We start from the raw sequence: 14361 nt of genomic DNA on the forward strand, positions 1-14361 counted from the left end.
CTTTATGCGTGATTGTAAAAGGATAATGAAAAAAAGCGCCCGCTGATGCGCGGGCGCCCTGGAGGATAATGGAAAGAAGGGATGATTTTGGCTCGTCTTACAATAATGATATATTCTTATTTTTTTCGGCGCCAGAGACCATTAAAAACATTCAGGTTGCCATCATTAGATCCATCGAAGCGGTGATATGAGGGTTGTTAAGCGAAGGCGTATTGCCTATTCTATTTTTTTGCGTCGCCCCTGACCGCAAGGGGATACTCCCTGAATGCCGTGATGATGGCGCCCGCCGTCTCCCGGTCTATTAATTCCTCAAGGTCGGAGCCGTCCCTGCAGGATGAGATCATCTCGACGATTTTGACGGCTGTTTCCCTGTCGCAACGGATCTTTTGGGCGAGCAGATCATAATTGAAATTATTGCCGGCAGAATCTCCGCCGCTGCAGGCAAGGGTCATTTTGACAAGGGAAAGGAGAAGGGTGTTCGTCTTACCCGTGGTTGATTTCATCCGCCCGATGATATTCAGGTAATTGCGCTCCGAATCGTGGTGCCGCCTCGCGAGGGTCTCAAGAAGCTTTCGGGCGAACTCCGGATTGTGTTCGATGAGGGCGTCCAGGTTGTCGGCCCTGGCGACGGCGAGAACGCACTGGCCGCTGCATACCGCCGTGGCGAGGCGGGTCTGGTTGCCCAGGATGGCCATCTCGCCGAAAATATCCCCCCGCCCCATGGTGGTGAGGAGGACCTGCCCCCCGCGGGGGAGCTTCTTCATGATGTTAATCTTGCCCTTCCGGATAAGGTAGAACTCATTGCCCCGCTCGCCCTGCCTGAAAACCTCGTGGCCGGAGGGAAAGGTGTACTCCTGTTCCATTACGGATACCGGCCTGATGAAGAGCCGGCGGATGTCCCTTGAGCCGGGAAGGTTGAGGTTGTAGGCAAGGCCCCGGCTGAGGCGATACAGGTGATAGCGCAGGAGAAAAAGACCGAATCCCGGCGGCCGTGACGTGAACCTGACCAGGGTGCCGTTGAATTCGTCGTCGCCGCCGTGCCGGTCCAGGGCCACGACGCCTTCCAGCACGGGAGACGAGAACCTGGAACAGTAGAGAATGCATTTTACCGGGCTCCCGGGGGCCAGGGGGGCCGGTGTCTTGAAAAAACTGTTCTGTCCCGTGACGTGATAGGTCACGGTGTCGACAACGTCGTCCTTGTCCGGCGAGTCCACCTCGATGTTGATGACCGCGTCAATGATTATGGGGATGCGGATGATGCTCTTTTTGAAATACTCCGGATTGATAAGGCCCACGGCCAGCAGGTTAAAGGCGTAAAGACCGGGGAGAAGGATGAACAGCATCGTCGCCTCAACCGGCGTGACGGTTGCCGGGATGATCGGCGCCCTGCTTTTCATCACCGCGAAGGCCGCGGCCGTAAGGGCTAGGGCCCCGATGATGGCCCACTTTGCCGGGGTCACGTGCAGGGCGAAAAAAGGCACATGGTCCGTGTTCCGGGTTCCCAGTGAGCGGAGGATCCACCGTTCGAACTGGGGCTCCCTGTCGATGGACCTCCAGTCCTCGATTGCAAGACCCTTTTCCCGCAGCTCGTCCCCGGATGGAAACACCTGCGACCTGGCCAGGAGGTACTCCATCAGGACAATAAGAAAGACCAGTATCAGGGGCACATAATAGGGCATGGTCCCGCCCCGGTATAGCAGGGAATCATAGGCGCCGTGGAGGAGAAGGGGAGCGCCAAAGCCGGCAATGACGCCCGCGGCCCTGTTTACCGCTGATTTGGACAGCTTCACCATCGACAGGAAATACCCCATGAGTCCGCAGGAGAGGATATGGAGGGGCACGGAGCTGATGAGCCGCACCGGCAGTATCGAGGAGTCGCGGGAGAGGGCGTAGATTATGTTCTCAAGGGCCGCGAAGCCGAGGCCGAGAAACATGGCGGATACGATCCCGTTCATTACGGAAAAGTCATGCTTCTTCCGGCAGATAAGAATCCCTATGACAACAAGGGCGCCCGTTTTTTCCACCAGGGCGGCCTGGACAAATCCCCTGATCAGGGCGTTGCCCGGAGGGATAAGACCACGGAAAAATAATCCGGCGGTAAAAAGAATGCAGGCGAGCAGGACCCCGTGGAAGAAAAACTCCAGGTGTCCCAGGAAATCGGACTTCACCTGGAAATGGCGGCGGTAAAAAAGATATACCGCCGCAACCGGAATAAGGCCGGCCGCCAGGGCCGGCGCTATTGAAGATGCGCTCAAACCGTTTTCTTGTTCTTTTTCCTGATAATGTTGATCGCCATAATCGCCCCTATGCTGATAATGACGCCGCCGATTATGATGCCCCATAGAACAGCCGGACGAACCGAACCGATATGCAGGTATGCCGTCAGTCCGGAAGCCGGCTCGGGCCCGTAGGCGGCGCAGAGGAGCCACGCGTTTTGCGAGCAGTAGGTCTCCCCTTGTGAAAGCCACCCGGGGTCTGTCTGAGTCATCGATCCGGTCTGGCCCTTGAAGTAGGTAGTTTGGGCAGACATGCCGGGAATAAAAAATATATTTTTATCGGCGCTCCAACTGGATCTCGTTGCTGCTAACTTCATCATTCCTTGTGAATAAACATACACCGAATCATTTCCGCAATTCGTCTCGCTGCCTGTTATTGTATTCCCTGTTGTGTCGCAGCCGGACCAGAAGGGCGTATTTCTTCCGCTTGCATCAACCAGTGTTGCAATGGATGCCTTGAGCTTTTTGTTTACCAGATCTCCCCAGTTATCCGCGATTATGGTCCCTCCGGCCATGGTAATGGGAATGCTTGCCGAGAATCCATATGCTTCAGGCATATTTCGAATCGATAGGCTTGCACTCTTGCAGATAAAGGCGGTGTAGGGAGCCTCCAGCCCTGATTTGCTTCCGACGGCCGCGCATTTTGCATCAACTCCATCGGTGCCGCCCATGATGCCGGTATACTGCCCGGCGCTGTAGAGGACGACGCGGTACGAACAGAGCACGGTCACATCTGTCACGTCCTTTGTAGCTTTTCCGCTGCCATTGATGACGCGGCACGGTTTAATCCCGGCCTGTGACCTGATGGTTACATTATAATCCGAGTCCTTTACCACTGGCTCCTTGAAGGTGAAGTTCCCGTTCGCGTCCATGGAGATATCATCTCCGGCGTTGTTTTGCAGAATGATGCTTCCTTCTTTGAGGCCCTTTACCGTTCCGCCGATTTTGTATGCTATGGTGGAACAGTTCACTTCAAGATTTACGGGCCCGTCCATCGGACCTTCGGCGTTATTGACGGTGCAGGATTGTTCATTCGGCTTGGAAGCCATGGTGACCCTGTACCTTCCACCCTTCAAAATCGCCTGGTTGAACATATAAGACCCGTCGGATTCGATGGCCAGGGTATCGATGCCGTTGTTGAGAAGATTGAGCTTTCCGGAGAGACCCTTTACCGTAACCCCCACCGGGAAGTTTTTATAAGAACAGACCACAATGATGTCGTCCACCTCCGACAGCGCGGTGCCTTTGGCGTTGAACACGCCGCATACGGGCCCGGCAGGCTGTTCCTTGATGGATATGTCGTATTTTTCGCCCCTTTTCAGAGTCGATGGGAATTTAAAAGGGCCGTCGCCGCTTATCGTCAGGTCGTCGCCGCCGTTGTTGCTGAGGACCAGCGTGCCGTAGAGGCCGCTCACGGACCCTCCTATGGCGTTATCCTGGTCGCTGAGGGCCACCATGGCCATGAAATTCTTTTCAAAATCATTTTTGTCCGTATCGTCGCATACGACCAGAATGGATAAAGACATTATTACAAGGATCAGCGGGAGGATCTGGCGGATGATAAAAGATTTTTTCATTGGTACGTTCCTTGCCGGTAATTCATTGAAAAGTAATAAATCTTACGTGTTGTTCTATCTCTTAGGAGCCTGTTTTTTTTTGCTCCGTACAATGTTAATCGCCATAATCGCCCCTATGCTGACAATGACGCCGCCGATTATGATGCCCCATAGAACAGCCGGACGAACCGAACCGATATGGATGTACGCCGTAAGTCCGGAAGCCGGCTCGGGCCCGTAGGCGGCGCAGAGGAGCCACGAATTTTGAGTACAGGCGATTTCCCTTTGCGAAAGCCACCCGGTGCCCGTGAGAGTCATCGATCCGGTCCAGCCATTAGCGGAAGATGAACTATAAGATGTGGTGGACCAGGCAGGAATAAACCCGTGCATAGATATGCTCATAAACCAAGAATAGTTACCGCAATTGCGTTCGCCTTTATATTGCCCTGTAGTATCGCTGCCGGTCCAGAAGGGCGTATTTCTTCCGCTTGGGTCAACCAGTGTCGCCGGTGAAGCCTTAAAGTTGCCGTTGATCAGCTTTTCCCAGTTATCAGCTATTATGGCCCCCCCGGGGGTGGTTATGGGAAGGAGTTCCGAGAATCCATATACCGCAGGCATATTTCGAATCGATAGGCTTCCGCTCTTGCAGATAAAGGCGGTGTAAGGAGCCTCCAGCCCGGATACGCTTCCCCGGGCGGCGCATTTCGAATCCGCGCCGTCAGGGCCCCCCATGTCGCCATTATATAACCCGGCGCTGTAGAGGACGACGCGGTACGAGCAGAGCACGGTCGCGTCTGTCACGTCCTTTGTAGCCTTTCCGGCGCCATTGATGACACGGCACGGTTTAATCCCGGCCTGTGACCTGATGGTTACATTATAATCCGAGTCCTTTACCACTGGCTCCTTGAAGGTGAAGCTCCCGTTCGCGTCAATGGAGATATCATCTCCGGCGTTGTTCTGAAGAATGATGCTTCCTTCTTTGAGGCCCTTTACCGTCCCGCCGATTTTGTATGTTAGAGTGGAACAGTTCACTTCAAGATTTACGGGCCCGTCCACCGGGCCTTCGGCGTTATTTACGGTGCAGGACTGCTCGTTCGGCTTGGAAGTCATGGTAACCCTGTAACGTCCTCCCTTCACGATCGGCTGGTTGAATAAATACGATCCGTCGGAATCGATTGCAAGGGGCTCGATGCTGTTGTTGAGGAGATTGAGCTTGCCGGTAAGGCCTTTTACCGTAACGCCCACCGGATAATTTTTATAAGAACAGACTACAATGATATCGTTCACTTCTGACAGGGCCGTGCCTTTGCCGTTGAAGAGCTCGCACAGGGGCCCGGCAGGCTGCTCCTTTATGGACACGTCGTAGGTTCCGCCCCTTTTCAGAGTCGACGGGAATTTGAAAGGGCCGTCCCCGCTTATCGTGAGGTCGTCTCCGCCGTTGTTCCGGAGTACCAGTGTGCCGTGGAGCCCGCTCACGGACCCCCCTATGTCGTTCACCTGATCATCGAGAGCCTTCTGTGCCAGGTAATCCTCATATTTATCGATCGCCATCAGGGTCAGAGCATTCTTATCGTCTTTTTTGCCGCCATCGTCGCATACGATCAGGATGGATAAGGACATTATTAAAAGGATCAGCGGGAGGATCTGGTGCGTGATAAATGATTTTTTCATTGGTGCGTTCCTTGGCGGATATTTATTAAAAAAGACATGATTTGCTTTATTGATTATAAATTCGTTTATGCATAGTCAAGTTATTTTTACCTCGTTGACTCGCCGGGAAGGCGCCATGGCCCCTTATATTATACTGCTACCCCTTATATCCTTGCCGTTAACGGTCGTACATTTATCGAATTGATCGCAACGCGCGTAAACCCCGTAGCTTGCTGCGGGGTATTTTGTCGATAATCAGGCGCGAGATATTCAAGCACTCCCGCTTTTTTTTCATGAACGCGCCCAGGGAGAGCCGTTGGGGCATTAAAAATGGTTGACAGGTTATGTGTATTTATCGATTATCGATAAACAATAGTTGATAAGCGATATATTGTTGTCCCGGTTTGCGCCCGGTTTCCTGTTTCTTGCGCGTTTTCATGGATTGTCCATGGTCATCTGACCACGAATAATTCGCATACATCGAATATCAGAAGGCCGGATGTATCATCATCAGCCTTCTTTGATGCATGTTTTCGGATCGGTCTATAAGCATTTAAATAAAAAATCAGGAGAAAGATATGAAATACTGGAAAGATTCGCAAGAAGCCGTCACCGCCATTAAAAAGATGTGGGATTTAATCGGAGAAAATCAAGAGCTCCGGGAAGCCGCGAAGAAGGTTAATCAGCTCATACTCTTCGATTACTCCGTCGATGAGCCCAACTGCGGCGTATGGTTCGACTGCCGCGATGGCGGTTATACTGTTGGAACCGGGATACCCAGCGATACGCCCGACCTGACCATGAGCTGCTCCCTCGATGATGCCCATCTTTCATGGATGGACCAGCTGAACCCGGTGATAGCCATTACGCGCAAGAGGGTTAAGGTAAAGGGAAACGCGACCGGGATGCTCAGGCTGGTCCCCAAGCTTAAAATCGTGAAAGAAATATACAAGAAGGCCCTCACTGATCTGGGCATGGCTGACAAATTAAACATGTAACACCATTGCCGGGAACCGCAGGGTAAGCCGGAGCTTCGGCGAAGATCCGCACCCGTCAACGCGTTTCCCGCAGATGATATCAAGGAGAAATGCTGACAATGAAAAAAGTAACATTTAAAGTGAACTCGGTGCCAAACGAGTTCATAGTCGACGAGAAAACGGTCCTCATCGATCTGCTTCGCAAGGACCTTCACCTCACCGGGACGAAGCAATCCTGCGACCGAAAGGGACAGTGCGGAGCGTGCACCGTGATCGTGAACGGGAAGACCGCCCTGTCTTGCACGAAGAAGGTCGTGGACCTGGAGGGCGCGGACATCATCACCATCGAGGGGCTGGGCACGCCGGACAATCCCCACCTGATACAGGAGGCCTTTGTCCTGGCCGGGGCGATCCAGTGCGGCTTCTGCACACCGGGTATGATCATGGCGGCCAAGGCGCTGCTTGATGTAAATAAAGATCCTAGCGTGGATGACATAAAGAAAGCCCTGAAGCGCAATCTGTGCCGGTGCACCGGGTATAAAAGCATCATCGAGGCCATCCAGCTCGCCGGCAAATTTTTGAGGGGCGAGACAACGCCCGACAAGGTGCGACCGGCGGCATCTGGGAAGAAGATCGGTGTTTCCCATCCGCGTCCCTGGTCCATGAACAAGGCCTGCGGCGCCGTGCGGTATACCGATGATATTCTCATTCCGGGCGCGCTTGAAGTCGCCGTTACGAGAAGTCCGCATCATAACGCGAAGATCATATCGATCGATTATTCCACAGCCGAAAAAATGCCGGGGGTGGTCGGCGTCATGACCGCCGCGGATATCAAGGGAACAAACAGCTCCGCCATGATCGTTCCGGATGAGCCCGTTCTCTGTGCGGATCTTGCGCCGGTCATGGGGGCCCCGATCGCGGCGGTGATAGCCGAGACCAGGGAGCAGGCCCGGGCCGCGGCGGCGGCCGTGAAGGTCGAGTACGAGGTCCTTCCCCGTATCTCCACTCCGGCGGAAGCCCTTGCCGAGGGAGCGCCGCAGGTGTTCCCGGATCCGAATTATCCCAATGAGGTCTATACGGTCGCGCAGATCCGGGGGGACTCGGAAAAGGCCCTTGGCTCATCGGCGCATGTCATAGAAGATAAATTCTCCGTTCAACTCGTCCACCAGGCCTGTCTTGAACCGGAAGCCGCCCTGGCATGTCTGGACGGCGAGGGCGATGACGCCCAGCTGGTGGTCATCGGCCGCTCCATTTCCATCCACATGCACGTGGGTGTTCTCGCCGGCGCCATCGGCTGGGACAACCTGCGCTACGTTGAGGCATATGCCGGAGGGCAGTTCGGGATAAAAATGGACCTCACCACCGAGCCGATCGCCGCGGCCGCGGCTGTTCATTTCAGGCGGCCCGTGCGCTACGTGGCCACCCTGGAAGAATCGCTGATGATGACCCCGAAACGCCATCCCTACAGCATGGATGTTAAGCTGGGGGCCGATGCGAATGGGAAGATCACGGCCTATGACATCGACTTTACCGTTGATAACGGGGCGCATACATCGGTGGGACTGGTAATCATGGACCGTTCCATCGAAATGCTGAGCGGATGCTATGACCTTCCCAACGTTAAGGCCGCGGGAAGACTTGTCTATACCAACGACGCCTGGGGCGGCGCGGCGCGGGGCGCCGGTCCCCCGCAGGTGAATTTCGCCCTTGAGTCGGCCATTGATATGATGGCGGCGAAAATGAAGATCGATCCCTGGGAATTCCGCATGAAGAACGCCGTCAAGCCGGGCGGATGCACGTCCTCCGGGCAGGTGGTCGACCAATGGGAATACAACGGCTGCCTCGAGCGCATGAAGCCTTTATATGAGAAAGCCTGCAAGGAAGCGAAAGCGCATACCACGGGGGACATCCTCAGGGGCGTGGGCCTTGCGGGGTCCAGCTTCGGCGTCGGGTCCGCCGGTGACGTCTCCTGCATGGCTGTCGAGCTTGACCCCGACGACGGATTGACCGTATACGGGGCGGTTGCCGAGCCAGGTGAGGGCAATGACGCCATGCTGACCCAGATCGCGTCCCATTGCATGGATATTCCAATGAACAAAATCAGGCTGTCGACCCGCGACAGCGAGATCGCGCCTGATGCGGGCGTATCCGCGTCATCGCGCCAGACATACATGTCCGGAGGCGCGCTGGTCAAGGCGATAGGAGTGCTCAAGGCCGCGATGAAGGAAGCCGGGGCAAAGACGCATGCCGACCTGGTGAAGGCGGGAAAACCCACACGCTACATGGGGAAAAATATCCTTACCGAGGTGAACGGCCTCGACAAGGAAACCGGACAGGGCGATGCGTGGGAATCCTTCATACACGGATCCCAGATGGCCGAAGTGGAGGTCAATGCCAAGACCGGCGAGGTAAAGATCGTAAAGATGACCACGGTGGTCGACCCGGGGACGATCATCAATCCCCAGGCCGTGCTCGGGCAGGTCGAAGGTGGAGCGGACATGGGGGCGGGATATGCCCTTCGTGAACACTTCGTAATGGGGAAATCAAAAGACTGGCTCACCTATAAGTTCCCCACTATCTCAACGCAGTTCGACCAGGAGACCATTCTCCTGGAGACTCCCAGGGCGAGAGGGCCCCTGGGCGCTACAGGGGTGGGTGAATTTACTCTCGTGGCCACGCATCCGGCGATAGCCAATGCCGTTTACAACGCCACCGGCGTGCGTTTCCATGATCTGCCCATCACGCCGGAGAAGGTATTGGCGGCACTGGGGAATAAAAAATAAACGTGTCGCCATTTTGTCAATATGAGCGCAGACGAAGAAAGAAAGATCAAGAGGCCGTATAACCGGACAATAGCCGGTGTTCAAATTTCGTTCAACGGGGAGGGGTTTTTTGTAAACCCCTCCCTCTGGACGGATGAGATATTCGAGATCCTGGCCCATGAAGCCGGCGTGGAGGAAATAAGCGATACGCAGCGCATGATCGTCCACTTCGTCAGAAAATTCTACGATGAGCAGGGGAAGGCGCCCCTGAACCACCACCTGAAAGTCGGGACCCATATGACAATGGCGGAGCTCGAGGCGCTCTTTCCCGGCGGCATTAAGTACGGACTTCGCCGTCTGGCGGGCCTGCCTGATCCCAAGGTCTGCGCGGGAAGGTATTAGAATGGAAATTCAAGATAAGCTTATATACCTGGACAATGCCGCCACTGTTTTCCCGAAACCTGATGCGGTCCTGAATAAAATGCTGGATATCTACAGGCAGTGGGGCGTTTCTCCCGGACGCGGCGGATATGACCTGGCGGTGATGGCCTCGGATATGGTAATGGATGTCCGGAAGCAGCTGTGCCGTTTTTTCGGGAGCGATGATCCGGAGCGGGTGATATTCGCGTCCAACGCGTCGGACGCGCTTAACCTGATTATCCAGGGAATGATCGAACCGGGCTGCCATGTCGTGAGCACGCGGCTTGAGCACAATTCAGTGCTTCGCCCCCTGCATCACTTTCAGGAGAAAGGAGTACTGGCCTATGACCTCGTTGAATCTGACGGGGAGGGGCGCATAGACCCGGAAGATATCGCCCGCGCGATAAAGCCGGAAACGGTGATGGTGATCGTCAACCATGCCTCCAATGTTACGGGAACAATTCAGGATGCCGAGGCTATCGCCCGGGTCTGCAGGTATCATGAAGTACCTCTGATCCTTGATGCGGCGCAGAGCGCCGGGTTGGTCCCCATACGCATGAAGGAATGGGGTGTAAGCGCTCTTGCCTTTACGGGGCACAAGTCGATGATGGGTCCTTCCGGTATCGGGGGACTTGTGTTTGCCGGTGATGTTGATATCCGGGGAACAAGGTTCGGAGGAACCGGGATTGATTCTAAAAGCCTGGTGCATACCCAGGCGTTTCCTCATCGCCTGGAGACAGGTACGCCGAATTTTCTGGGTATCATCGGCCTTGGCGCAGGATTGGAACACGCGGAGCGGCTCGGCATTGATGATATACGGAACCGGGAGGTCGAACTGGCGAAGCATTTGTCGCAGGGCTTAAGAGAAATATCCGCTGTCCGCATGCGTGGTCCTTCAGGCTGGGATAAGCGTTTGGGCGTTACCCTGGCAACCGTTGAGAACATGGACCCTGATGATGTCGGCGCAATTCTGGACGGAGACTACGGCATTGCCGTCCGGACCGGGCTGCATTGCGCGCCACTGGCGCATCGGGATTTAAAAACATTCCCGCAGGGAGGTGTCCGTTTCAGCATCGGGCCATTTAATACGATCAATGATATCGATGCAGCCATCTCCGCCATGGCCGAGATCGGCAAAAATAAATAAGCGCCGCTGTACATAAATGAACAGGTGGGCAGTCAGGTCTGCTTGATATTTAGAAAAGGAGCGATAGTGTACCGATGAAAGATCTTTTCCACGCATGTGCGGATCTCCTTGAATACGGGGAAGACGTGGCAATGGTCACGATCGTAAACCAGGAAGGGTCGGCGCCGCGTACGGCAGGAAGCAAAATGCTGGTGCGCAGGGACGGCTCGATTGTCGGCACCATCGGTGGCGGCATATTCGAGGCCCGGGCAATCGCCATGGCGCATGAAGTTTTCCGGAGCGGACAGGCGATGCTCGGGTCGTTCCGGTTCTCATCCAGCGATGTTTCCGGCATGGACATGATATGCGGCGGGAATGCGGAGATATTCCTGGACTTGCTCCGGTCCTGTCATCCTGAAAACGCCGCGGTGTGCAAAGCGGTCTGCGATGTGAGGCGCCATGACCTGGATGCCTGCCTGATCACTAAAATTGTTACAGGTTCGGGAAGTGAAGACCTGGTGAAGCTGGCCCTTGTAGCCAGGGGCAGGAAACCCGTGGGAATGCTTCTGGCCGAAGAAGACAGGGAGGCATTGGAGCATTCTGCCGGGGGACGCTTCCCCCGGCGTGTAACGCTGGGAGAAACGGAGCACCTTGTTGAGCCCGTCCATTATCCCGGCACGGTTTATATTTTTGGAGCAGGCCACATATCGCAGAAACTGGCGCAATTGACTCACCTTGTCGATTTTCAAACCGTGGTGCTGGATGACCGGGAAGAATATGCAAACGGGAAGCGTTTTCCGCAGGCGGAGCGGATCATCGTGCCTGAAAACATGGGAACCTGCATGAGGGACCTGCGGATCACCAGGAACGGCTACATTGTCATCGTGACCAGGGGACATGCCTACGATATGGTTGTTCTTGAGCAGGCTCTTCAAACCGAAGCCGGATATATCGGGATGATAGGAAGCAGAAAAAAACGTGAAGACATATACCGGCACTTGCGCCAGTCGGGGATACGGGAAGATGCGCTGGCGAGGGTCCATTCTCCGATCGGGATCGATATCGAAGCGGAAACGCCGGAAGAGATAGCCGTGAGCATTGCGGGCGAGCTTATCCAGGCGAGGGCGAGGTTGATCGATGGCTAAGGTTGAAGACCATGCGGCTACGATCGTTCTTGCGGCGGGATATTCAAGCAGGACCGGAGGGGCCTTCAAGCCTTTGCTGAAGCTGGGCGATCGCACGGTCGTGGAGAGAGCGGTTGCTTCGCATCTTGATGCGGGCATGCGGGACGTCAGGGTGGTCGTGGGGTATCGCGCCGATGATGTCATCGATGCCGTCAGGCATCTTGGAGTCAGGATCGTGAGAAACAGGAATTTTGACCAGGGGATGTTTTCTTCGGTACAGGCCGGAACGGCGACCCTGGAGCCCGGGGTCCAGGCATTTTTTATCATGCCTGTCGATATTCCACTTGTTGATCCCGCGACAATTCGGGCAATCCTTGAAAATCATGAAAGGAATCATTCCGGCATCACCTATCCGGTATACCGTGGCACAAAAGGGCACCCTCCCCTGATATCAAGAAGATATATTCCTGAGATCATGAACACTCACGCGCCCAATGGCCTGAGGGGAATATTGAACAGCTACGCGGACGAGGCCATTGGCGTGGAAGTGGACGATGAGGGAATTCTCTTGGATATCGACACGGTGGAGGACTATCGCCGGCTCCTGGCTTACGGAAGCAGGGACGATATTCCGAATCACGATCGTTGAATCCGGCCGATTTTATATAAGAAAACATGATGGAGGCATGGGGCGATGCTTAAAGTAAGAGTGGAAGATGCCGTCGGTATGGTTTTGTGCCATGACATTACCCAGATCATACCAGGAGAGTTTAAGGGGAGGGCTTTTAAAAAAGGACACATCGTTACGGTTGAAGATATACCTAAAATGCTGAGGATAGGGAAAGAGAACCTGTATGTCTGGGAAAAAAAGGAGGGATACCTGCATGAAAACGAGGCCGCCCTCCGCATTGCAAAGGCCATTGCCGGTCCGGGCATATCCCTGACGGAGCCCCGGGAGGGGAAAATCAACCTGGTCGCCGAGCTGCAGGGCTTACTGAAAATAAATGTGAACGGGCTTGATGAAATAAATAATGAAAATGAGGTGGTTGTATCCACCCTCCATAGAAATCAAATCGTTGAAAAGGGAACGGTTGTTACCGGCACGAGGGTCATTCCCCTGGTCATCGACCACGAAATTATCGAACGAGTCGAAGTGCGGGCCGAACGATATAAGCCCATAGTCGAGGTAAAGCCCCTCTCCGGAATGCGCGTCGGCGTTGTGGTTACCGGGAGCGAGGTTTATAAAGGACGGATCGAGGATAAGTTCAGCCCGGTCGTAATTGAGAAAGTTACAAAACTTGGATGCAGCGTCATACAAAAGGTCAATGTGCCGGATAGCATTGAAATGATCTCGGATAACATCAAGATCATGGTGCGTGAAGGCGTTGAATTGATCCTTGTCACGGGCGGCATGTCCGTTGATCCGGACGATGTAACTCCTTCAGGAGTCGTGGCCGCGGGCGGCACAATTGTTTCCTACGGGGCACCGATTTTACCGGGATCAATGTTCATGGTTGCTTATATAGGCGATACGCCCGTATTGGGGCTGCCCGGGTGCGTCATGTATTCCAGGAACACGGTCTTTGACTTAATACTGCCCCGTGTCCTGGCGGGAGAAAAGATTACACGCAAGGAGATAGCCGGTCTTGGCCATGGAGGGCTTTGCGCCAATTGTCTTTCCTGCAGGTTCCCGTCATGTTCTTTCGGGAAAGCATAGAGCCTTCTTCTGGTTCAGTGGTTTGATATCCATGGGCATAGCATCAATTGTGAAGGAGTGTCGGGAATGACCGCGTTAAAATCTAAAAACATCGGCTATGAAGTGGCTGAAATATTAACCGACAGGATAATCCGCATGGATTATAAGCCGGGCGATAGAATCCTGGAAGTTAAAGTAGCTAAAGAATTCAGCGTCAGTCAAAGTTCCGTGCGGGAAGCATTGCGGATCCTCGAGAGCAGCGGGCTGGTCGAGATCAACCAGAGACACGGGACCTATGTGACGCAGTTATCCCTGAACGACGTGGATATTCTCTATGATCTCATCGAAGACATATACTCGCTCCTCATCCGGAAGGCGATGGAGCACAAAACGCCGGAGAACATTAAAAGAGTCGTGGATGTCCTGAATCGTATCGAAATCGCCGCGGATAAAAACGACGTGGACGGCTATTTTTACAGTATTTTCGAATTCGCCATCGTGGCCATTGAGGCGGTCGACAGTCCCCTGCTGAAAAAGATAATAACCGATACATGGTATAACAAGAGAAGGGTCGAGTACCTGACGCTGAAATTGAGAAAGAACGAATTGAAGAAGAATGTGAAGTATTTCACGCTGCTCCAGAGATACATGGTCGAATCCAACATGGAGAAGCTCGATAAAACCATCCGTGATTATGTGCGGAATGAAAAGAAGATAGCCATGGAGAGCCTGGCCAGGGTCATTAAGGCCGGATAGCCTGTCGCTGCAACGGAC

The 14361-nt window shown here is 54.2% G+C and carries 11 protein-coding genes; 8 read left to right on the forward strand and 3 right to left on the reverse strand.

The features are described from left to right. Window positions 1-221: 221 nt before the first annotated feature. From KA369_16970 to KA369_16980, 3 genes are read right to left on the reverse strand one after another with little or no spacing between them, the layout of a single operon-like run. Window positions 222-2255 carry a cyclic nucleotide-binding domain-containing protein gene (locus KA369_16970; protein ID MBP7737677.1) on the reverse strand — a complete coding sequence of 678 codons (2034 nt, stop codon included), beginning with the start codon at window positions 2253-2255 and terminating at the stop codon, window positions 222-224. Further along, window positions 2252-3853, reverse strand: coding sequence for a hypothetical protein (locus KA369_16975; GenBank protein MBP7737678.1), 1602 nt, complete (start codon window positions 3851-3853; stop codon window positions 2252-2254). Before KA369_16975 ends, KA369_16970 begins: the two co-directional genes overlap by 4 nt. 54 nt (window positions 3854-3907) lie before the next feature. Further along, window positions 3908-5503 carry a hypothetical protein gene (locus tag KA369_16980; GenBank protein MBP7737679.1) on the reverse strand — a complete coding sequence of 532 codons (1596 nt, stop codon included), beginning with the start codon at window positions 5501-5503 and terminating at the stop codon, window positions 3908-3910. A 557-nt stretch (window positions 5504-6060) separates the two neighbouring features. Here KA369_16980 and KA369_16985 point away from each other — a divergent pair. The 8 genes from KA369_16985 (at window position 6061) to KA369_17020 (ending at window position 14343) form a co-directional block, all read left to right on the forward strand. Next, entirely contained in the window at window positions 6061-6480 is a 420-nt protein-coding gene (locus tag KA369_16985; protein ID MBP7737680.1) for an SCP2 sterol-binding domain-containing protein, read from the forward strand. 98 nt (window positions 6481-6578) lie between these two features. Continuing rightward, window positions 6579-9242: a molybdopterin-dependent oxidoreductase gene (locus KA369_16990; GenBank protein ID MBP7737681.1), complete on the forward strand. Its 2664-nt coding sequence runs from the start codon at window positions 6579-6581 to the stop codon at window positions 9240-9242. A 21-nt stretch (window positions 9243-9263) separates the two neighbouring features. Next, window positions 9264-9623, forward strand: a complete 360-nt coding sequence (locus tag KA369_16995; GenBank protein ID MBP7737682.1) for a TusE/DsrC/DsvC family sulfur relay protein — start codon at window positions 9264-9266, stop codon at window positions 9621-9623. Window positions 9624-9630: 7 nt separating this feature from the next. After that, window positions 9631-10788, forward strand: a complete 1158-nt coding sequence (locus tag KA369_17000; GenBank protein ID MBP7737683.1) for an aminotransferase class V-fold PLP-dependent enzyme — start codon at window positions 9631-9633, stop codon at window positions 10786-10788. Between the two features lie 74 nt (window positions 10789-10862). After that, window positions 10863-11912: an XdhC family protein gene (locus KA369_17005; GenBank protein ID MBP7737684.1), complete on the forward strand. Its 1050-nt coding sequence runs from the start codon at window positions 10863-10865 to the stop codon at window positions 11910-11912. Next, window positions 11905-12540 carry a nucleotidyltransferase family protein gene (locus KA369_17010; protein MBP7737685.1) on the forward strand — a complete coding sequence of 212 codons (636 nt, stop codon included), beginning with the start codon at window positions 11905-11907 and terminating at the stop codon, window positions 12538-12540. The genes KA369_17005 and KA369_17010 overlap by 8 nt, the downstream gene beginning before the upstream one ends. 45 nt (window positions 12541-12585) lie before the next feature. After that, window positions 12586-13608 carry a molybdopterin-binding protein gene (locus tag KA369_17015; protein ID MBP7737686.1) on the forward strand — a complete coding sequence of 341 codons (1023 nt, stop codon included), beginning with the start codon at window positions 12586-12588 and terminating at the stop codon, window positions 13606-13608. A gap of 66 nt (window positions 13609-13674) precedes the next feature. Next, complete coding sequence (locus KA369_17020) at window positions 13675-14343, forward strand: GntR family transcriptional regulator (GenBank protein MBP7737687.1); 669 nt, start codon at window positions 13675-13677, stop codon at window positions 14341-14343. Window positions 14344-14361 lie beyond the last annotated feature (18 nt).

It is taken from the genome of Spirochaetota bacterium, from assembly GCA_017999915.1.
Taxonomy (GTDB): domain Bacteria; phylum Spirochaetota; class UBA4802; order UBA4802; family UBA5550; genus RBG-16-49-21.

What these genes read in the sequence shown, in the direction of transcription:
- KA369_16975 (MBP7737678.1), bottom strand. Translation starts at nt 3,853, where the DNA reads ATGAAAAAATCTTTTATCATCCGCCAGATCCTCCCGCTGATCCTTGTA.
- KA369_16980 (MBP7737679.1), bottom strand. Translation starts at nt 5,503, where the DNA reads ATGAAAAAATCATTTATCACGCACCAGATCCTCCCGCTGATCCTTTTA.
- KA369_16985 (MBP7737680.1), top strand. Translation starts at nt 6,061, where the DNA reads ATGAAATACTGGAAAGATTCGCAAGAAGCCGTCACCGCCATTAAAAAG.
- KA369_16990 (MBP7737681.1), top strand. Translation starts at nt 6,579, where the DNA reads ATGAAAAAAGTAACATTTAAAGTGAACTCGGTGCCAAACGAGTTCATA.
- KA369_16995 (MBP7737682.1), top strand. Translation starts at nt 9,264, where the DNA reads ATGAGCGCAGACGAAGAAAGAAAGATCAAGAGGCCGTATAACCGGACA.
- KA369_17005 (MBP7737684.1), top strand. Translation starts at nt 10,863, where the DNA reads ATGAAAGATCTTTTCCACGCATGTGCGGATCTCCTTGAATACGGGGAA.
- KA369_17010 (MBP7737685.1), top strand. Translation starts at nt 11,905, where the DNA reads ATGGCTAAGGTTGAAGACCATGCGGCTACGATCGTTCTTGCGGCGGGA.
- KA369_17015 (MBP7737686.1), top strand. Translation starts at nt 12,586, where the DNA reads ATGCTTAAAGTAAGAGTGGAAGATGCCGTCGGTATGGTTTTGTGCCAT.
- KA369_17020 (MBP7737687.1), top strand. Translation starts at nt 13,675, where the DNA reads ATGACCGCGTTAAAATCTAAAAACATCGGCTATGAAGTGGCTGAAATA.